Raw genomic sequence first — 20,191 nt, forward strand, 5'->3', positions numbered from 1 at the left:
GATTGTCTCCCTGATTGACTATGTAATTGACTATTGATTTTTCAACATCATGGCAGCCCATACTTCGGGGCGTAAATTTTTCTTGCTGGTGTATTTTTCGCTGCGAGTACGTAAGGTGGTGGCAAGGTACTCGGTGCTATCAGGCCAACCTAAATGCCCCGCATTGTCCCGCGCGTAGTAGATCATTGGTTGCTTATGCTTCACGTTATAGAGGATTACCCAATCTTTACCTGCCCGTACTGTGGTACCAGGCTTGCCACCAAGCACGGCCCACTCATAGACAGGCTTTTTGTCCCAGTTCAGGTTAATGCCCTTCTTACGTTTGCTGTACTTAAGAAATCTCCAACTGTTGTTCGGTGTACTTGCACCCGGTGAGCGTGGCTTCGGTTGACGACCAAGCGCAATTAGCTCCCCGTACTTGATGGGTTGCGCGCGAAGTGCTTCACCGCGATCTTTAACGCCGACACGTCGAGATTGATCCTTAGGCACGAAGACCCAGTAAGAGCTATCAGCAGCCGTTTTGGCGCTGGCGTTATTAGTCCAACCCAAGTTAATGCCGCCGAAATAACCCTGACGTTCGTACTGCAGAAACTTCCTATTGTCGAGGCCTTTGAGGTTGTAGCGACTTCCGATAGGTGACGTAGGCTTGATCACCGCATCGACTACCCCAGACCCATTAGCGCCAATCATCCATGTCTTAAACACAGCAACTTCATTTGCAGCACTTTCAAAGTTGACTCGATGATCGACGCTTGCCCGCTCTCGTTCAGCAGCGTGACCGTTTATGACAAACAGCATTAGTAAAGCAGCACCTAGCTGCAGCGCGGTCCGAATTGTTGTGTGCCAGTCAAACAGCTGGATTAGATTAGATCGCTGATCAACAGCATTGCCGGTACACTTACTGGCGAGTTTTTTATAATTCATAGGGTTTACACCTTTATTGGGAACATGGTTGGTAGGGGGAATGGTTAAACGTTCTGGGTTAGATGACGTATCCTTGTCAAATCGAAGTCAATCCTAAAGTTCGATCAGACTAGCCTTAACTTAAGCGGTATGAACTGTGATAGCTATTATCAAGTTGGATGAGGTTTCGGCAACAAAGAACGACGGCCGCGTTCTACAGTAAGCAATTTACTCACGAGGATCCTCATGCCGGCCCCATACTTTGATAATTGCCGGGGCATACTAAATCTCGAATGCGCCGACATCGCATTCGCCATCGAGGTTGATGACGGCGATTTTTTTGCTAGCAGTGACTATCGGAACAAACATACCGGCGATATCACGCACTTCACCGCGTTGATCGGTCGACGGGCATTGCGATGGGTTTGCAGTGCCGATCGCTGGGCTAGTTAGGCTTAGTGCATGTGTGTCAGTTGAACCACCGTTGTTTGCCAGGGGCAACAAGCCTGGGTCGCCAAAACGACTAGCCCCGCAGGAAGCATCTTCAATTATGGTAGCGTAGTCTACGGTAATGGTACTGTCGATATTGTCGCAGTCACCATCACCAAGAGAATTAGCAATAATACTGTTGCTCAGGTTTATGGTAGCCGAACTTGCTGCAACTCCGCCACCGTATAGGTCAGCTGAATTATCCGAAACAGTGCTATTAATTAGGGTGATGCTACCGGAGTTAGCGTTAATTCCGCCGCCGCGATAATTCGATAAATTACTCGATACGGTACTGTTAACCAAGCTTACGTTGGCATAGTTACCAGCAAAAACCCCTCCGCCCGCATAATAAGCCGAATTACTCGACACGCTACTGTTGCTTATGCTCATACGGGTATAGTTACGGGTGAAAATACCGCCGCCGTTGTAGGCGTGATTACTCAATATATTGCTACCACTCAAGCTTGCGCTAGCGTAATCGCTTATCTGAATTCCACCGCCGGAACTAGCCGAATTGCCAGACACGGTGCTGTTAATTAGGCTCACGCTGGCTGAGTTGACAGCATGAATTCCGCCGCCTCGAATTGCAAAATTAGCAGACACAATACCACTGTCGATATTCACGCTGGCAGAATTATGGGCGTAAATTCCACCGCCGTTGTCCGCTAAGTTACTCGATATGACACTGCTATTTAAACTTACGCTGGCTGAGTTAAGGTAAATTCCACCACCAAGACCTGCGACGTTTTCAGACACTGCACTGTTGTTTAAACTTAAGCTGGTGGACACCGTACTAGCATAGATTCCGCCACCGCCAAGATTTGCCGAATTACCAAACACTCTGCTGTCGCTTAGGCTTAGCTTGGCCGAGTTGATCGCGACCACGCCACCGCCAATGCTTGCGGATCCGCCAGTTATATTCAGGTTAAGTAAGCTTACGGTCGCTGAATTAATATAAAGAACACGCGACGCGTTATTTGCGTCAATGGTAATTCCGCCAGTGATGCTGCTGGCATTAATCTCAATATTCTTACTTTCAAGCTCAAGCGCGCCGGCCAACAGAGTGATCGTGTTTGATGCCAAACTGTTTGCAAACGTAATCGTGTCGGTGCTCGTGGGGATACCCCCTGATACGCAGCCGTTGCCGAGACTCGAAGGATTGTTGGCCGACGCAATAGCCTCACGCAAACTGCAGCCAGTGACTGAATTGGTATCTAAATTAGAATTAACCGAAATTGTGTTCGCCTGCACCGCACTGTGTGCCAAGCCGAGGCCGATAATGCTCGCGCGAATAGCTAGGTTTAATGGCGTCAAGCTGATCGCGGTACTTGCACTAGGCTTTTCGATACGATTCGATTTCATCGTCTATCCTAGTTTGGTAAAGAGAAGTTATGCACTGATTTACGATTGCATCTACTCAAGACTAACAGCCTGTTTGCATTATTTTTAACGTGCGTATTCATTAAATTTTTCCTATTTATCAATTTTGGTTCTGCGCTCTTGCTGCGCTTGGCGAATCAACATCAACTAGAACCTTGCTTCAATTACCATGTTTGTGGCGGTCTCAGTGGCCCGGCGGACATTGCCAAAACCAGCTTGAGTAAGTACGTCAGTCAGTTTTTTCTCGCCAGCCTGCGCACCAAGACCCAAGCCCACTTCTTGTGCTCGTGATGCCGGAACGCAAACAGTGGTGGAAAAACCATAAAATATAGCGCCTAGCAAATTAAGGTTCTCTTCCAAACTGTCATTGGCTAATGGCTCGACCAACATGAAGCTGCCATCTTCCTTCATACATTGTTTGATATTTGCGGCAGCACCGACCGGGTCCCCCATGTCATGCAGCGCATCGAAAATACACACAAAATCAAAATCTCTGTCGGTTATTTCCTTGGCTGAAATTGTGTGAAATTCCACATTTGAGATGCCGGCGGCAAGTGCTTTTGCTTTGGCAGCGTCAATCGATGGTTGATGAAAGTCATAACCATGCACGGTTGAATTGGGGTAGTGTTGTGCCATTAATAGACTTGAGGATCCGCGACCACAACCAATGTCTGCGACCTTTCCGCCCTGTTGTAGCTTTTCGTCAACGCCCTGCATCGCGGGGATCCAGTTAGCTATTAGGTTTACTTGATAGCCTGGGCGAAAAAATCGATCCGTGCCACAAAAGCAACCAGGATTATGATCACCCCAAGCACGACCCTCGCCAGTTTTTAGTGTCTCAATAGCTGTTTCGCTTTCCATTACTTGTGTAATTACTGATTGAAAAAAGCCTTGCAGACAAGTTGGCTCGCCTTCGTGCGCAAACAACGCTGCTTGCTCAGGGCTTAGTCCAAATTCACTGGTCTGCGGGTTATAGTCTATGTATCCTGCAGCCGCATTGGCCGACAGCCACTCAAGCAAATAACGCTCATCTACATTCGCCTTTTGCGCCAACACCTCTGCCGTACATGCCCCCGCTTGATCCAAGGCTTTATATATCCCTGCTTGATCGCCCATGTAGGCCATAAACAGCCCCATGGCGCCGCCAATGTCGGCGAAGACTTTGCCAAAAAGCTGATTAAATTTTTCTTCGTTAATGTCCACTTCATTCTCCAAATTAATACACGATCAAACGTATTTATGCGGTGGTCCTCACCTGTCACTACACAACTTTGTGCAACAGCGGCTCGCATAAAATGCATTCAATTAGTTAGCGCTTGCTCAAGCTCGATCATGGTAAACACCCTAAAGCGAACCACTATTCGGAACTTCACGCGCAGTAATATTACGCCGCAGTGTGCTACCCTCACTCTGCTTGGCATAACTTGACATCAGTCATTTTAGCTCTAAGCTGCGTATAAATTACTTAGGGAATTCTTGTGATTTTCTTGTGATTTCCCTATATTTTGCTGTCTATGGATGATTTAGATAAATAGTTTTGAAATACCAACTCGATGGTTACGAACTTTGCACTAACGCGATGGAGCTAACGCGTTTTGGCCGCCCACAACGAACCGAACCGCTGCATATTAAATTACTGACGTTCATGTTTCAGAACCCAAACAGGGTATTGTTGTATGAAGAGCTAGTGGCGGCAGTATGGTATCCAGCTGTGGTATCAAACTCTGCGCTGAATGCAGCAATAAGCAATACCCGAAAAGCCTTAGGTGATAGTGGAAAGTGTCAGAAATACATCAAGACTGTGTCAGGGTCTGGGTACCGTTTTATTGCCGATTTCAGCATCATCGATACACCACAATTTGCTAATTACGCGCAAAACAGCTCTCAAAACGTGAAGCTTCCACGTTCCGATCAAACGAACTCTACACATAAAGAACCGGCACTACCCAACAAACCATCCATCGCCGTACTCGATTTTGATTGTGTGGCGGCAGACCAATTCAGCACCTTGTTCGCACGCGGGCTTTGTATCGATATCAACGCACAACTCTCTCGACAGTCACATATATTTACCATCGCTAGAGCGTCCGCAGCCCGGCTAAACCCCAACCTAATGCGGCCCGAAGATATTGGTCGGATTCTTGGTGTGCGGTATTTAGTGTACGGACACGTTTTGCATACCGGTTCACAGTTTCGCATTACACTGTCAATCACCGATGCGACTCAAGATTGTGAGATTTGGTCAGAACAATTTGATTGCAGCGCTGATGGTCTTTTAATGCTGCAATTGGAAATTATACTGGCCATCGCCAGCGCGATTGATCGCGCGGTCGAGACCTGTGAAATCGAACGAGCTTTCCTGTTACCAACTGAAGATTTAAACGCATGGGAGGCGTATCACAGAGGGCTTTGGCATATAGATAAACCAACACCAAAAGACATTGCCATTGCTCAAGCTCACTTTCAATACGCGATCAAACTTGACCCACGTCTTTGCAGAGCCTACGCAGGACTTTCAATTATTCACACCAATAAAGTTTTCATCAACGTAGACGGCAATACCACTGAAGACATGTCTCAGGCCAGCGATTATGCCAAAAGAGCTATCGAACACGGAGACCGAGATGCATTAGCGCATTGGTCTTGGGGCAAGGTATTATTCCTTGCTGGAGAGCATCAACAATCTCTTCAGGTTTACCGCAACGTCGTGTCCCTAAGCCCCAGCTACGCGCACGCCTACGTGGCTATCGCGGCAGTATGTGCGCACCATGATAAAAATACTGAGGCTTTAACCCACATCGCGCAAGGTGAACGCTTGAGCCCATGCGACCCCTTACAATTTGCCCAAGACTCGATGCGCGCAGTGGCTTTGGCAAATCTGCAACATTATCAACAAGCCGCCGACTCGGCCGTAAACGCAGTCGCGGCCCCAAATGCCTACTTTATGACCTATGCGGTGGCTGCCGCCTGCCTCTACTTATCCCAAGATATTCAATCAGCAAAAGCCATGGCCGACAAGGCCCTACAATGCCAACCAGACTTTTCTGTTTCGGCCTACCAACGTTGCTTTCCAGCTAGTGATGAATCGTCTAGATCTGATTTCATTGAGGCAATGATTGCTTCAGGTTTACCAAGAACTCAGACAGTTAGTCAGAATTAAATAGACAAGTAAGCGTTCACATCAGCCGGAACCGAGGGCCGATCACGCAAATTGCCATATAACTAACCATTATCACTTGCTAGTAGCATCGTTAGCCTTCAATTAACCGCATTTTAGTGCCCGCAGCTCCGTTGAGCTGAACTAATCGCTGCCCCCACGACTCAGTCAACTCACAGTCTTGATCCATGATAAATTCCATTCGGTAGAATTTTGCATCACACCGAAAGACCAACTCATCAAGCTGACCTGATACCTGGTCGACGGTGAAGCGATTCACCAGTAGCCAGCATAGTTCATACCCACGATCTGATTTTTGAGCATTGCTCGCAACGATTCCCGCTCGGCTGTAACCTTTTCGATCTGTCTTAAGGGTTCGGCAAAAGGCCCCGATTCAAGATTGACTAAATTCAGCAGTTGCCAATGACTTCCCTTAAACTGTTGAAGATATTGAACCTGCATCAATATCGCCTCTAGGCTAACGTCTTTAGACCTGACTATCACCGTGTGCTCTGCGGTGAAAAAGCTAGTGCCCTAAACAAAATTGGGAACACTGTTCACCGACCTTTTACAAAGCGCGCATAGAATTCTTCTGCCTTCCTTTTTAGGCAGCCCAACTTCCTATGACGAAAAATCATGCTAGTAGACCGTAACCTAGTTTAGAGTCTAGACTCGAGGAACAACTGGAAAATCGTGATCTAGCATTTATAAGTCTAGTGAACATATCGGTCCAGCATAAATACCTGGCGAGCGCTAAGTCATTGAGGTGTACTTTTCGATCGAACCGACTAGGCCTTAAAGGCGATCTGCTCGCGCGTTTTGCAATTATTTTTAACGATGTTGTAGTGGAGGCTTTGAATGACAATTAAGCGGTTGATGATAGTCGGAAAATTTTTAGGTATTTGCGCATTAGTACTGATTGTCTCAATCTGGTTAGCGAGTGTGCTCGATCAACCAGAGCTGGTTGAATGGCAAGACCCGTGGCAGCAAAAACGCGAACATGTGCAAGCCCAAGACTATATGGTTGTCGCCGGCACGCCATGGGCAGCTCAGGCCGCGGCCGACATATTAGACAATGGTGGCAACGCGTTTGATGCAGCGGTGGCGGCTCTATTAGTATTGAACGTTACCTTTGGTGAAGCGGCCAGCTTTCCGAGCATTGCGCCATTACTAATTTATGACGCTAAAAATAATGAATCGCGTTCCTATGTCGGTGTAGGCACAGCACCAGCCGCCGCTACGATTGACGCTTTCAATGCCCGAGGGTTTAAAGTTGTACCCAAAATGGACATCTACTCGCAGTTGATCCCTGCATCGCCAGATGTGATTGCCCGCTTACTCAGCCAGTATGGCACTCGATCTTTTAAAGAAGTCAGCGCACCTGCGATACAGATTGCTACGGATGGTTTTCCCGTACATAAAATCATGTTGCGTAACCTCGACCTCAATGTGTTTGAGCGATTTGCTTATAATTATTTATTACCTTATAACGCGAAGGTGTACCTCGATAACCGGTGGTGGCGCCCTTTGCGTCATAAACAAAGGTTTACGCGGCCCGATTTAGCCAAGACGTTAAGCCAGTTAGCTCAAGCAGAAACGAAAGCGCTCCTAAATGGCGGAGATCGCAATGCCGGTTTACAAGCAATGCGAGATTATTTCTATAACGGCCCGTTAGCTGAGAAGATTGTTAAATTGCATAAGGAAAAGTCAGGCTTGATTAGCGCTGATGATTTGGCAAACTATTCTGGCCATTGGGAAAAACCATTGTCCGGCGATTTTCAGGATTTCGAGATTCAAACCAACGGCACATGGACCCAAGGTATTGTTGTGCCAATGGTGCTACAGATACTAGATGGTATCGACTTAAAATCCATGGGCCATAACTCAGAGCAGTACGTTCATACGGTTGCCCAAGCAATTGAATTAGTAATGGCTGACCGAGAAACCTTTATTGGCGACCCTGAGTTTAATGACGTGCCGATTGAGCAGTTATTGAGCAAAGAATATGCGGCTTTACGCCGTGGTTTAATGAACAAGAAGGCCTTTAACGCCATCCCCAATGCCGGTGCGCCGCTTGAGATGCAAGCAAATGGTGAGCAAGTTAATTTGAATGCGCACGTGGCATCGCTGTATAACAAAACGATTGGTAGAGACACCAGCTACCTTAGTATTGTAGACAAAGATGGCAACGCGGTATCGATGACACCAAGCGACTTCCCACACTCTCCGATGGTGCCAGACACTGGTATGACGCTGGGTATTCGGATGACGCAATTCAGGCTAGATGACACTCATCCATCATCATTAGAGCCAGGCAAACGCCCACGGGTAACTCCTCATGCACTGATGGTTTTTAACAAGTCTGATCAATCGCTTTATATGAGTTTAGGAACCCCTGGGGCTGATATGCAAACCCAGGCGTTAATTCAAGTTCTTCTAAATCACTTGGTGTTTGATATGGACATTCAAACAGCAGTAGACCAGCCCCGTTTTCGCTCGAGGAACTTACCAGACTCTTTTTCACCGCACAGCTATTCACCGGCCACCTTGGATCTAGAGGATGACTTGTATCAGTCGATCTCGGTAAGCTTGAATAAACGTGGCTATACCACCAAGCGTTTTGAAAAGCTGCACAATCATTTTAGCGCCGTAGGCGCTATTGTGCTAAAAAATAACCGCTTGTTTGCCGGTGCCGACCCGAGAGAAGGCACCACCGCGATCGGTCATTAGAACAATTCCTACTTAGCGGCATAAGCGCACAACTCTGCATGTTAATTACTGGTTTCTGCGTACACCGAAGCCACACCTAACATTACAAACAAACCAGAGCGCCTTTGCCGTTACTCGGGAGTATCGGAAAACAAAGCTCATCGCGGTACTCTACCGCGCCGATATCGCATGCCCTGCCATCAAAACGCGAAGAACGTAATTGGTCGTCTCTAAACGGCGGTGGTGGCAGCGCTGCCGATTGGATTACCGTCTCTGTACCACGACAGCCTTGTATGTAAACTGTTTGTGGCCCACTTGGCGACGAGATTGTAAAGGTATCTATAAAAGCAACGGCAGCGTCAATCGCTGGGCTCCCACTGGCCAATGCGTGATGCGCACGACTTGTTCCGCTCTGCTGGAGCGGCTTAATAATTCCATTTAGCGCCGTTGGTCGATCACCATCCACAGTGAGAATTAGATTATCGTTCTGCGAAAAATTATAAGCAATAGGTGGCGAGTCAGGCGCAGCTTTGTAAGTTGCTTGATGGGACGAAAAAGTAAATGCTTCCGATGAGCCAAACACCGAATGGCTAGGGATAAAGTTAGTTTTATTGTCATAGATCAAAAAAATATTCTTGCCCGACGACAGAGATGCATCTGCACCAAGGTTGCCGGCTATAATGGAATTCGTGATAAAAAATTTGCTATTCAATTCATTTGCCGCATGGGTAAAGGCGACATTGACCGCGGCGAAATCACCCAAGTTATTCGCAATAGTAGAATTCGTTATCAAAAGGTCAACTTGCCCAAGCGCACCCGATATAGCACTCCCCGATTTGGCTCTATTACCGGAAAGGGTTGAGTCGAGGATCGACACATTTAAATTGCGGCTGATTCGAAGGGCTCCACCGGTCGACGTGCTGATTGATCCTTCTTTGTAACAAGTATTGTTTGCGAAAGCCGATCGCATAATAACAACTCTCGGTCTAAGATCAGACGTGACAACGCCAGTTTTTCCACTAGCGATATTAATGGCGCCGCCGGAGCACCCCCTATTTAGACTTGAATCAGTCTCAGCGACGTTGGCTTGAAACACGCTATCGATAATTGTTACATTGCCAAACAAGTTGCTGATTGTAATCGCGCCTCCAGACAGTAATCGAGATGCGCTATTATCACTGCTGTTTACACGAGCTCCGTTACTAATAAATCTCGTGTTTTCAATGGTGACATCTGCGCCATCCACACCGTTGAAAAAGATTGCCCCACCTACTGCCCCGCTATTAGAGTCCACACTTGTCGCTGCATTCTGTAGAAAGTCAGAATTACGGATAGTCAAACTGCCACCAATCACACTGACCGCCCCTCCGCGCGGTGTAGTAGTCATACCTGGAAGCGAGTGGTTTCCTTTAGAGAAAATCAAATTCTCTAAAGTGAGAGAGGCTTGCAGCACACTAATAAACCTGAATGGTTGACTGGCAGAATTAGCTCGCGTAATCAAAGCCTTGCCACCCACGCCACGAATCGTGAGTGGATCCACATTGGTATATTCTATAAATGCATTCCGCGCATCATGCGCCTGAGTGACGTGTGTTTCAATTGAGCTCGGCACCAATATCAAATTTGAAAAAGGTTGAGTGGCACTACTAGTTGCCAACACGCAACCACCGACACTACTTTCTACATTCATCGATTGCATTGCTTCAGACAAACTGCAACCACCGGCATCCGTAGCCGAGTCTACGGTGGTTTCCCATACCGACGGTGCTGATCGCGCCAGCGCACCGTAAGAGCAACACAACACCGATACCAATATTAATGCTAGACCTTTCATAGACTCTCCCTAAAAACGTATTCTCACGCGTATGCACAAAGACCGAAGAGTCTAACCTTGTTGGACAATAATGAAATTATCCTATGATAATTTCGCTCTATTTTTTGAACGTTGCCATAAGAAACTATGTGCACGACGATCATTCAAAAAAAACAAGAATAAAACAAACGTGACCAATGAGTTAACGCAGTATCTCTGCTGTTTATTACTACGAGTCAGCAGTCTAAAACCCCACGCTGATTCGCCAGTTAGCGTATTGATGCAGTGTATTGATCATGATTTTGAGTAATATAGTGGTACTCGTTCTCAGGGATGTGCTATTTCCAAAAATACTTCTGAGTCGCTAAACTACTTACTTGATACTTTTCAATTACCCGTCTGGGCTCGAACACATTGAATTCGGCATGCCAAAAGTACCATTGCTTATGACCAATAACTACGGTGCCGTGCTCTCTATACAGCTCGCACAGCGACACCGGAATCTTGAACCCGTGCGTATCTTCAAGTAACTCGTTCAACTCCTCACGCGAGAATTCCTTCACCCACTTCGGTAAATAACACTCTCCAACATTTCGCTCATAGCCCTCTCCCAGATGGGTACTGTAGTCAGTCAGAAAACGTTCGAAACAGACCAAGTAATCCGTAAGCGAAACATTGCCTGGTAGAATCAATTGATCAAAATACTGAGTCGAACTAGTCATTCTTATACGCGTAGTGAGCTGGATTGAAGACGACCTTTAAAAAGTTCGCTTCCTGCGTCTCTCGTATTGTCCAGAGATACAGCGCTAGATCAGTTCAAGACAGGTTTGCTAGCATGTTGCTGAGCACATGAGATACTTTGGGCTAAAAACTCACACAGAAGAACAGCTTAAGGTTGAATCCAACTTACTCAGGCAAACTATTTAAATAGTCGATCAACCGAGTAAAGTCATCAGCTGACGATACCGCGGCAAGGATGACTTGGTAGCGACCATTAACAACGAAGCTCGGCACGCTTTGAACCTTGCGGTTAATCCCCTCCTTATTCATCTGACGCAGTTTAGTATCCGCTGAGAAAGATCTAAATAACTGTTCAACTTTTAGGCGCTCATAGCCAATATCGACAAAATAGCCGATGATCTCCTCATCACTATCGAATAAGTCTTGCTGCAGGTGAATTCGCTCAAAAATCGCATTTTTATATTGTTCGGCATGGAGCAAGGTCATCAATACAAATACTTTCTGAGACTGTTTGGCTTTTCTACCGCCATAAGGCATGTGCACACGACGCAAATTGATCTCTGGCATTGCGGCTTGCATTGACTCTACTAATGGTTCCATGGCGTAGCAACCGGGGCAGCTGAACGAGAAAAACTCGACCACCTCTGGTGATTCTGAAAGTGTAGAGTGCTCAACAACAGAATAATGAGTGCCTTCTACAAAGCTTTGTGCCTGAGCCGATTGAACGACAAACAGTGACAGGCATAACGCTAAAGCTATAAGTATGGCTCTCATCGTAAAAACACGATTGCTAATATAAAAACAGCTGATCATAGCGGCGCTCCGTCTAAATCATTTAGTCGTCGATTTGCGAGTTCGATCAGGCTCATAAGACGATCCGGTGTCATAAAACCAGGTTTAAGCTCGCCATTCGGTAACACGACGGTCGGCGTCGATGTAATGCTCAGCGCTCGTGCTAATGACATTTGCTGATTCAGCTGCGTAGCTTCGCAATTCTGAGGCGCGGGTATCTGTCCTTGCATTGCATCGGTAATCGCCGCCGCAGGCGTATCAGAACATAGAGCATTGAGTGTCTTGGTATAGGATGCGGAGTCAACTCCGGCCCTTGGAAGCATCACGTAGTTCACGGTAATGCCACGTTGATTCATATCGTCCATATAATTATGTAGCTTGCGGCAATAGGGGCAGTCGATGTCGGTGAACACCGTGATCTGATGTTTTTGGCCATTGCTACTTGGGTAACGAATGAATAAGGACTCTGGCTGCTCACTCAGCAACGTTTTGCGCGCCAGGGCTTCTTTCTCGGCAACTAGATCAACCTGACGTTGGGTATCAATTACTGGCCCAGCAAACACATACCGTCCGTCATGAGTTGTATAGAAGTTAGAGGTACCGACTACCACCGATTTAAGTTGTGCATCGTGGTCACTGACTTGAATCGATTGATCGCCAAACACCGCTTGCAAACGTTCTTCCAAACCTTCAGCTCGCACTTCGCTGATCGCCCCACAGACCATGGCGACATAAAGAGTTAATATGATGTTTTTCACTGGTTAATTACCTCATGTTGAGGCCGCAGTGTGGGTTAATCGAACGCTATAAATAAAGTATAAAAATCTATAAGTATCTAAATATCCATATTTATCAGAAACTTAAGACACACCTATCACCCGACTTTCGGTAGTGCTCGCATAATAACTGTCGGTATCTTCAGGCTCGCAGTAAGAGGTTTTCTTAGTGTCAGTGTTTAATTGTCCGCATTGTGTTTCATAGTTTTCAGGTCTGGTACCGTTGGATTCAGAACCAGAACCATCAGCGCCTTGCTGCTCACCTGAGGATGCTACCGGCAAGCCTAACTCTCCCTCTAGCATTTCAATTCGTCGCTCGACCACGTCGACCGAACATTGCGCGATCACGTTTGCTTGCCCTGACTCTCGCGCATAACGCAGAGCGTCATGCAACCGGCCCTCACGCTGACGCACACGGCTGAGCAAATCCGTAGCGGTCATTTTGTTGTATGCGTCAAGCGTGGGTTTTTCTAATAGCGCCTGCAACTGTGCTGAAGACTCCGCTGTTTTATCTTGTTTGAGCAGGGTCTCGGCCAAGAACAAGGACGACTCCACTGACTCCGGATTCTCAGTCAATGCAAATTCAAACCATTCAGCAGCCAGCTCATTGTCTTCGCGTTCCAATGCCACCACGCCCTTAGAAAAAGCGCTATGCGCCGGCAGTCGATCGGACTTAGCGGTCGTTATATCGCCCCCGTTCATTGTTGTCGAAATGGTGGCAGTCATTGTGAACCACGCCATCAAACAGAGCGCAGCCGAAGCCATGCTTGCAACGAACTTCAGCGGCATGCGAATTGGGCGTCGCACCACCTTAGTCGGCACCGTCCATTGGTATCCTTCATTGGGCTGGGTTCGCAGGAAATCTGCTCTTAGTGGCGGTTTGCGTAACTCACTGATTAGCTGAAACAAGAGATGATCACGCGCATAGTTCGAGTCCCAAACACTCGCCATAATCTCTGACTTGGCAATTACTCGCTCGCGATTTTGAATAAGTAAATTCAATAGCTTCTGCGCCTTCGGCCGCAACGCCACTTGCTTGCCTCGATGCGTGAGTTGGTAATTCATTGAGTCAAACCTAAACTCATCAAATTTATATACGGTCATTTGAGACACCACTTGGAAGCTTCTATCAGAGTTAATAAGCTTAGCATATCTCACATAGATCATTTCCTTTGCAGCGGTAGTTAGCAGCCAAGGCTTACCGCGCCCTACGCCCTGCCATTAGCAAAGACACGCTAAATTAATACACACATTAATTACCGCAACTCAACAGTGTTAGAGACCACACGTAGATCCCCCCAACTTCTCGGTAGCACAGAATCAGGGCGTGCCTGCAAGAGCCGTTGTCCCTCATTCCCTAAGCCATAACGAAAGCCATTCACCTGTAGGCTTACATCGGTCTCATGTCGACTCACTGATAAACTGAGTGTGAATGACCGACATTGCCGGCCATGGCAGGAGAAGCGACTGGTGCCAGCATCAGCACTGGCAATTCCATTGAGCGTCATTGAGTTAACGATCACCGCTTTGGGTTTGACACGCCCCGTAATAATGTCGCTGTCGGGCGCAGTAACTTTGAGAACCAGCAAACGTTCATCAGCCACGATTTCATCACTTTCAATCCGGACTTCAACGCCCTCTGTAGCAAAACTTGGTGCCGGAGCTACATAAGCCTCATCATCAAAGCCAGCAACAGAGCCACGCTCAAATGGCGTAACCGCGAGCATTGCCGCTGGCAACAGATCGTCAGTGAACGCTACGAACTTGGCGTCGTCGGATCCATTTTCAGCAGCCTGAATAATCGACAAACCACGTGGTGCATCTGGACTATAAGCGGGAACTAAAGTGGCTACAGTAACCAATAATAGTACGATACTACCGCCGGCCGCTGACACGCCCCATGCACGCTTCTCTTGATAGCCATCAGCTGGTAACACATGTGGAACAAATAGCAAAAAGCAGAATACTAAGAACACCGTAAACGGTGCAGCGTATTCTGGAAACAGCATCATTTCTGCCAACGCCGAGGTCGGCACCACCAGCAGCGAGAATAGCAGCGCCGCCAACACCGACAGAATGCTAGCCAACCTTTGTTTATTTATCAGCACCAACAGCGCAGCGACCGTCATTGTCAGCAACGCGGGTACAAACAGAATTGCCGCGCCAGGGAAGAAGAAACTCAATACACCACCGAGCAGTGCTAGACAAAACCACGAAGACGCCAGCAATCGCCAAACAGCAATCGAGCGACCTATCAGCATAAACGCTAACAGCGCCCCCAACAAAGCCGCCGCGTGTTGTGTCGCTCGCAGCGCCCATGGATGCGCCGCTGCATAATGTGATTCCGGCCGCATTGCATCGACACTAAACGAGGCCGCAACCGCAAAGCTAACGCCAAGTAAAATAGCTAAAAACGGAAAGGCCAACGCACGCACCGGCGAGCCCGCACCTTTAACCACGAACACGGCTAACGCCATTAGTCCGCCGAAGATAATCAGTGGCATGCCGACTACTTGTGGTAGCGAAATGATCGATAAACCCAAGACGTCAGCATAAATCCACTGTTGCTCGGGTTCATCACCTGATTGCGCCAACAGTGCTTCGACGGTATTCAAAGCACTGACGCCCATATGAAAAAACGAGCGTTGATCGAGCATCGCCAAATTGTCTCGTGGCGTGTGATAAAACTCTGGCGAACCGCCGATCGCAAAATTATTGGCATCTATACCGAGTTTTAAGAACTGCGTAACGTCGGTGCCATTCGGCATTCGTTGATACACATCCGCCGCCAGCGAATTGGTCGACGCCGTCTTAATATCAGACTGCATCGCAGCGATATCACGACCATTTGGTGTGCTTGTTTGAAACATCGCAACTGGGCCACTCACTCCACGCGCTTCCATACTAACTACGGCACTGACCAGTTTAGCCACGGGGTCTTTTGCAACGAACGAAGCCGCGCCCACCAAACCAATTTCTTCACCATCGGTGATCAGCACCAACACTGGCCGCGCTAACGCTCGACCTTTCAACAAGGAAGCAATTTCTAGGCTAGCGGCCACACCAGCGCCATCATCCCCAGCGCCCGGCCCTGCCGGCACCGAATCATAATGCGACGCAATCATCACCGCGTTTGGCCCAGCTTCACCGACCCAAAACAGTATATTTTGCACTTGCGCGCATCGCATCGCTTGTCGGCCTTCACTGCAGTGGAAATCATCACGTACGATCGGGCTAAAACCCAAAGCCCGAATCTCAGTCAATAGACGCTCACGTACCGCATCATTCGAGACCGAGTCGACAGGATGTGGCGCTTCATCATCAAGCAAACGAACCAACCGTGAGAAAGCTTGGTCTGAGTTAAACGCATGCTCCGGATCAACCGACGGTGGACTAACCGTATACAATCGCAGGGTAAACACCAAGAACAACACAGCCGTCATAACGACTAAGCGAAAGACCACATTCTTATGCATACACTCTTCCTTCACCAATCGACTGACGTTTAACTAACACGCCAACTAATCTCCAGTTAACAATAGCTTCAAACTATCACACTTCTACGCATATCGTGAAGCTGCGAAAAATACACCACGCATCTACAACCACGCAGACTGTGAACTAGACAAGTTCATTAGCTGAACCACGCGAGAAGAGTTACCGTTGCTAGTGGCTAAGCGACTGTGACGTTTATCGCTACCTTGGTTTCAGTCGCTTCAATTTATCTTGCGAGACTTTCCTTGATCTAGAATCAAATGTTTGGTTATCATTCGCTGGATAAAAGACACGAGAATGTCGCAAAACAACGAGAACATTATGCAAAGCTGGCTAGGTTTATTAGTATTATTATTGTCCCAAAGCACGTTAGCGGGCGAAATCCAAACGCACACAGACAATGGTGGACGCGCTCACTTTAGCTCCAAGCAAGCAACTGCAAGCAACGTGTCTTCCAACGATTCGTCGGCACTAAAAATCGACAGTCGTTTTATGCTCGGTCGCTGGCAAAGTGAAGAGTATTCGGCGTATGGAACAGTAATTCCGGCGCAAGTATATGTCTTCACAGCAACGACTCAGGGAGTTGAAGGAGTGTCGCAAACGTTGCCGGTAACGGCTTACTCAGTTAATGGCAAAGTAATTTCCGTAGAGGGCTCAATCAGTCAAAACTATACGGTTATTGACCGCAACACCGTAAGCTATGACACTGGTGTCGTGGGAACAAAGACATTGCGCCGACTGTAGCTTTGTATTACGCCATCCAGCCCACAGTGGTAACACGAGCGCGACGGCAATATTAGCCCTAGCCTGAGGCTTAGTGGCTCCCAACATTACACAAATTGCTTGATCAGCAAGCTACTCGACTTTGAATGATTGTCGTTGAGGCTTGCTTACTTACTGCCTTGCTCACCGAATCACTTGGCGGTCTACGGCAAACAAGATTCACTCAGCTTAGGCGACTATGCTAATCCAAGAACATGCTAATCCAAGAACATGCTAATCCAAGTCGCGGCACTGATTTAGTGAGCGTCGTCATAGCCATACCCCATCGCCTTCGTTCGGAGCAATGCACCAAGGCAACGGTGTTCTATACCGTTGCCCCGCATTGTTAATTAAAAAAGATCGCCTTGTGCGCTTTAATTAAAAATTTTCTAGAACCGTTCGGCGGGCATTTCAATAATATTCTCTTTATCTTTCGGTGCGTTCTTGTGCTCTACCTGCGGTTTTGGCATGCCAACTTGGATTGGTACCGAGAAGCTGCGACCCATCAATCCCTTACCGTGAATATCGAACTCTCGCACCGACACATTCAAGTAGTACAAGCCATTAGTTGGAGTGCCTAGCACAACGTCGACATTACTGCTTGGAGTCGTCGGCAAGTTTAGGCTGAAGCTCTGCGAATTTAACAGCACCATACCTTCGTCCGCATTTAGCTTGACCTGCAATTGGCCCTGAGTCTTTTGCGCCGAAAATGCCAAGTTGACGTTGATTGTTTCGCCCGCGCTGATGGTCTCAGGAACTTGGTAGGTTAACGCAACCGACGCACCCGGTTTGCCGTGTTGCGGATTGATCGTGTGTGTCACTAACGGTTTCGTGTCAGCAAGTTGCGCCGACATATCATTCGCGGATGCCGTGTTACTCACACTAATCAGTGTGCTGAACATGACTGTAATAGCAGCAATTGGAATAAAAATTGATTTTTGCATGATGCTCTCGTTCAGTTAGGTGAGGAAAAAATTGAGATGTCGAAACAGGCAACACCGCTCGCGCCGTTCTCGATGTTGTAGTCATTGATCGACATAACATGGTCACCACTCGTTAGCGCACCAGTTGCTTGTTCAAAATCCACGTCGGTCGAATTACCTTTAAATTTTGATACGCCGTTGTGCACGATATCCAACTCTGGGTCTGTGTCCATTCCTTGGTTGGTGGAAGGCGTTTTACTTGCCTCCACAGTGTAGTTGCCGTCGAATGGCACATTAAATGTCAAGAAGCGATAGTTGGAAAGCTTGTTACCGTCGCTGCCACTATTGAATTGCGTAATAGTACACACATTGACGGCGCTGCCGCCGACAGTAATCGAGGTATACACCGGTAGCACGTTATTCGCCACATCGGCATTGTTGGTTTCGGTAGAGCCGGTTGCATCAATCGTAGACCCAACAATAGACTGGCCATCAACTATTGCACTGATACCCGCAGCTTGAGCAGCGTTGTTGGCTTTCAACGCACTAATGAAGGAGAAGATGCTGGTGTAGACTGGACTATTCTTTTGCTCGTTAACCAACACGTTGTAGATTGGTGCGAGACCCAGTGACACGGTGTCAGGGCCATCGTCAGCGCTGTCATACAGATCGTAGAGAATCGATTGAACGCTGCCTTCACTGTACCAGCCGGGATTAGTCCAGCTATTCTGTTCAACATCAATAATGAATCCGCTGGCTTGCTCGCTGCCAGATGTGTCTACGTAGATCGGATCGTCGGTGATGATGCCTGATAGCGCATTGCCAAAGCCTTCGCCAAATGCAACGCGCATATCAACACGATCAGCATCGCCATGATCACCGCCGGGGCTATCTGAACGTGACAGCTTGTCTTCGAAATAGTGTCCCCACTCGTGCAAAATGATGTGGTCATCAAACTCATCGGTGTCACTGTTTTCTTTACCTAAGATATAGAGTTTACCGTCACCATAGAACGAAGTGCCAATCGCACCAGCAGCTAAATTCTGTGGCGAAGTGGGGGCGTTGTTCACACTCCAGTTAACTACCAAAGGTGGAAACACTACGCTCGGATCGACGTTCACGATGTCGCTTATTGCTTCATAAATGGAATCCAAGATCGCGAACGGTGCGGCCGCACGAACACCCGTGTATGAGCTTTGTCCCCAGCCAGCGTTGGCATTAAGGTTTCTAGTCCCGGTTGCACTAATTAGACTTGGCGACGTTTCGGCTAAAGTGTAAAGCGCATCGGCACTCGTGTTATCAACCACTTTGACATCGTATTGGGCGCCGGAGGTTTTTAGTAGTTCTGCTCGAACACGTAACCTAACTGGTTGATTTTGCGGAATGTCAAAGAGGTACTCGCCGTTTGCCAGAGTTTCTTTAGTTTGCAATACAGTGTTAGCACTATCTAACAGTTCAATGGTCGCGCCGCGCACAGGCTGCTGTGTGATGTTGGCGTAATCAAGAGCGGTTGACGGCGTAGATATCGCGGCTATACGGTCATACGTGATGAAGCCATGTAGAATAGCCGGACCGTTAAAAATGATTAATGAGACGGTCGTCAGATCGCTACCAACGGCATTGGTTGCGGTGATAGTGAATTCGGTTTCAGGATGCGTTGTTCCCGGTGTTCCGACAATTTCGCAGGTCTTTGCATCCGCAGATATTTGAATACTCAAACCCTGCGGTAGCGCCGGTGATACTGAGCAATCAGTTATATCAGGTCCACCAGTATTACCAACCGATAGGGTTATCGGTCCATCAGTTGTATAAAAAATGGGTTCGGGGAAGCTTTGTAAATTAGGGGCAGTAGGGCCGTCAAATAACAAAAGGCTAATTACGGCAGTCAGAGCACGTGTATCTTGCTGGCCAAAAGCTGAGGTGCTAAAGCTCAATGTCGTTGCTAGCAGCAGGCTTATAAGCAGCCCAACACGTTTTGTTGACCCATTTTTATAGGTAGACGAGTAGTTCATTATTTGTGAGGCCTGAGGTTATTCGAATTTGAATCGCGAATAGGCTATTCGATAGAGTCATTTCACGCAACAAATTATGCCTACGATCGGCAAAAAAATCAGATAACAAGAACGATGTCAATTAACATCATTGTAATGAACAGCATCATTTAATCACCCAAGCGACCACGCACTTTGCACATGTTGAGCTAATGCTAAAGAGTGCGTAAAGTGTGACCTTAAATATTTTGAGCATTCAC

15 protein-coding genes are annotated in these 20,191 nt (G+C 47.6%); 3 read left to right on the plus strand and 12 right to left on the minus strand.

Going from position 1 to position 20,191, the window contains the following annotated elements; translation table 11 throughout:
• Positions 1-30: 30 nt before the first annotated feature.
• From DFR28_RS08165 to DFR28_RS08175, 3 genes are all read right to left on the minus strand, one after another.
• Positions 31-924 (minus strand): hypothetical protein, encoded by an 894-nt coding sequence (locus DFR28_RS08165; RefSeq protein ID WP_113953841.1) that lies wholly within the window; start codon positions 922-924, stop codon positions 31-33.
• Positions 925-1,185: 261 nt separating this feature from the next.
• Positions 1,186-2,754, minus strand: a complete 1,569-nt coding sequence (locus DFR28_RS08170) for a choice-of-anchor Q domain-containing protein (protein WP_113953842.1) — start codon at positions 2,752-2,754, stop codon at positions 1,186-1,188.
• 165 nt (positions 2,755-2,919) lie between these two features.
• Positions 2,920-3,975, minus strand: a complete 1,056-nt coding sequence (locus DFR28_RS08175; RefSeq protein ID WP_211316927.1) for a class I SAM-dependent methyltransferase — start codon at positions 3,973-3,975, stop codon at positions 2,920-2,922.
• Between the two features lie 334 nt (positions 3,976-4,309).
• Between DFR28_RS08175 and DFR28_RS08180 the strand changes: the two genes are divergently transcribed.
• Positions 4,310-5,932, plus strand: a complete 1,623-nt coding sequence (locus tag DFR28_RS08180) for a winged helix-turn-helix domain-containing tetratricopeptide repeat protein (protein ID WP_147250959.1) — start codon at positions 4,310-4,312, stop codon at positions 5,930-5,932.
• Between the two features lie 273 nt (positions 5,933-6,205).
• Here DFR28_RS08180 and DFR28_RS08190 read toward each other — a convergent pair whose 3' ends face one another.
• The gene (locus tag DFR28_RS08190) at positions 6,206-6,391 is read right to left on the minus strand and encodes a hypothetical protein (RefSeq protein WP_147250960.1); all 186 of its coding nucleotides are present in this window, start codon (positions 6,389-6,391) and stop codon (positions 6,206-6,208) included.
• A 396-nt stretch (positions 6,392-6,787) separates the two neighbouring features.
• Here DFR28_RS08190 and DFR28_RS08195 point away from each other — a divergent pair, with 396 nt between their 5' ends.
• Positions 6,788-8,659, plus strand: a complete 1,872-nt coding sequence (locus tag DFR28_RS08195) for a gamma-glutamyltransferase family protein (RefSeq protein ID WP_113953846.1) — start codon at positions 6,788-6,790, stop codon at positions 8,657-8,659.
• A gap of 82 nt (positions 8,660-8,741) precedes the next feature.
• Here DFR28_RS08195 and DFR28_RS08200 read toward each other — a convergent pair whose 3' ends face one another.
• The 6 genes from DFR28_RS08200 to DFR28_RS08225 all read right to left on the minus strand — a co-directional run bounded on the left by DFR28_RS08200 (position 8,742) and on the right by DFR28_RS08225 (position 16,236).
• On the minus strand, positions 8,742-10,472 hold the full coding sequence (locus tag DFR28_RS08200; RefSeq protein ID WP_113953847.1) for a hypothetical protein: 1,731 nt from the start codon (positions 10,470-10,472) through the stop codon (positions 8,742-8,744).
• Between the two features lie 317 nt (positions 10,473-10,789).
• Complete coding sequence (locus tag DFR28_RS08205) at positions 10,790-11,173, minus strand: hypothetical protein (protein WP_113953848.1); 384 nt, start codon at positions 11,171-11,173, stop codon at positions 10,790-10,792.
• A 184-nt stretch (positions 11,174-11,357) separates the two neighbouring features.
• Entirely contained in the window at positions 11,358-11,966 is a 609-nt protein-coding gene (locus tag DFR28_RS08210) for a thiol:disulfide interchange protein DsbA/DsbL (RefSeq protein ID WP_170132024.1), read from the minus strand.
• Between the two features lie 35 nt (positions 11,967-12,001).
• A complete protein-coding gene (locus DFR28_RS08215; RefSeq protein ID WP_147250961.1) occupies positions 12,002-12,742 on the minus strand; it encodes a DsbC family protein in 741 nt (246 codons plus the stop codon).
• A gap of 102 nt (positions 12,743-12,844) precedes the next feature.
• Entirely contained in the window at positions 12,845-13,864 is a 1,020-nt protein-coding gene (locus DFR28_RS08220) for a winged helix-turn-helix domain-containing protein (protein WP_170132025.1), read from the minus strand.
• Positions 13,865-14,016: 152 nt separating this feature from the next.
• Positions 14,017-16,236 carry a M20/M25/M40 family metallo-hydrolase gene (locus DFR28_RS08225; protein ID WP_113953852.1) on the minus strand — a complete coding sequence of 740 codons (2,220 nt, stop codon included), beginning with the start codon at positions 16,234-16,236 and terminating at the stop codon, positions 14,017-14,019.
• Positions 16,237-16,552: 316 nt separating this feature from the next.
• Here DFR28_RS08225 and DFR28_RS08230 point away from each other — a divergent pair, with 316 nt between their 5' ends.
• Complete coding sequence (locus DFR28_RS08230; RefSeq protein ID WP_113953853.1) at positions 16,553-16,999, plus strand: hypothetical protein; 447 nt, start codon at positions 16,553-16,555, stop codon at positions 16,997-16,999.
• Positions 17,000-17,406: 407 nt separating this feature from the next.
• Here DFR28_RS08230 and DFR28_RS08235 read toward each other — a convergent pair whose 3' ends face one another.
• Positions 17,407-17,961: a hypothetical protein gene (locus DFR28_RS08235; protein ID WP_113953854.1), complete on the minus strand. Its 555-nt coding sequence runs from the start codon at positions 17,959-17,961 to the stop codon at positions 17,407-17,409.
• Positions 17,962-17,972: 11 nt separating this feature from the next.
• Positions 17,973-19,952, minus strand: coding sequence for a hypothetical protein (locus DFR28_RS08240; protein ID WP_113953855.1), 1,980 nt, complete (start codon positions 19,950-19,952; stop codon positions 17,973-17,975).
• Positions 19,953-20,191 lie beyond the last annotated feature (239 nt).

Origin of the sequence: Arenicella xantha (assembly GCF_003315245.1) — a bacterium.
Lineage (GTDB): Bacteria > Pseudomonadota > Gammaproteobacteria > Arenicellales > Arenicellaceae > Arenicella > Arenicella xantha.

Bases quoted from the DNA above. Each gene is read 5' to 3' on its own strand.
- DFR28_RS08205 (WP_113953848.1), bottom strand. From the start codon at position 11,173: ATGACTAGTTCGACTCAGTATTTTGATCAATTGATTCTACCAGGCAAT.
- DFR28_RS08225 (WP_113953852.1), bottom strand. From the start codon at position 16,236: ATGCATAAGAATGTGGTCTTTCGCTTAGTCGTTATGACGGCTGTGTTG.
- DFR28_RS08165 (WP_113953841.1), bottom strand. From the start codon at position 924: ATGAATTATAAAAAACTCGCCAGTAAGTGTACCGGCAATGCTGTTGAT.
- DFR28_RS08240 (WP_113953855.1), bottom strand. From the start codon at position 19,952: ATGAACTACTCGTCTACCTATAAAAATGGGTCAACAAAACGTGTTGGG.
- DFR28_RS08170 (WP_113953842.1), bottom strand. From the start codon at position 2,754: ATGAAATCGAATCGTATCGAAAAGCCTAGTGCAAGTACCGCGATCAGC.
- DFR28_RS08190 (WP_147250960.1), bottom strand. From the start codon at position 6,391: ATGCAGGTTCAATATCTTCAACAGTTTAAGGGAAGTCATTGGCAACTG.
- DFR28_RS08235 (WP_113953854.1), bottom strand. From the start codon at position 17,961: ATGCAAAAATCAATTTTTATTCCAATTGCTGCTATTACAGTCATGTTC.
- DFR28_RS08220 (WP_170132025.1), bottom strand. From the start codon at position 13,864: ATGACCGTATATAAATTTGATGAGTTTAGGTTTGACTCAATGAATTAC.
- DFR28_RS08210 (WP_170132024.1), bottom strand. From the start codon at position 11,966: ATGAGAGCCATACTTATAGCTTTAGCGTTATGCCTGTCACTGTTTGTC.
- DFR28_RS08230 (WP_113953853.1), top strand. From the start codon at position 16,553: ATGTCGCAAAACAACGAGAACATTATGCAAAGCTGGCTAGGTTTATTA.
- DFR28_RS08195 (WP_113953846.1), top strand. From the start codon at position 6,788: ATGACAATTAAGCGGTTGATGATAGTCGGAAAATTTTTAGGTATTTGC.
- DFR28_RS08200 (WP_113953847.1), bottom strand. From the start codon at position 10,472: ATGAAAGGTCTAGCATTAATATTGGTATCGGTGTTGTGTTGCTCTTAC.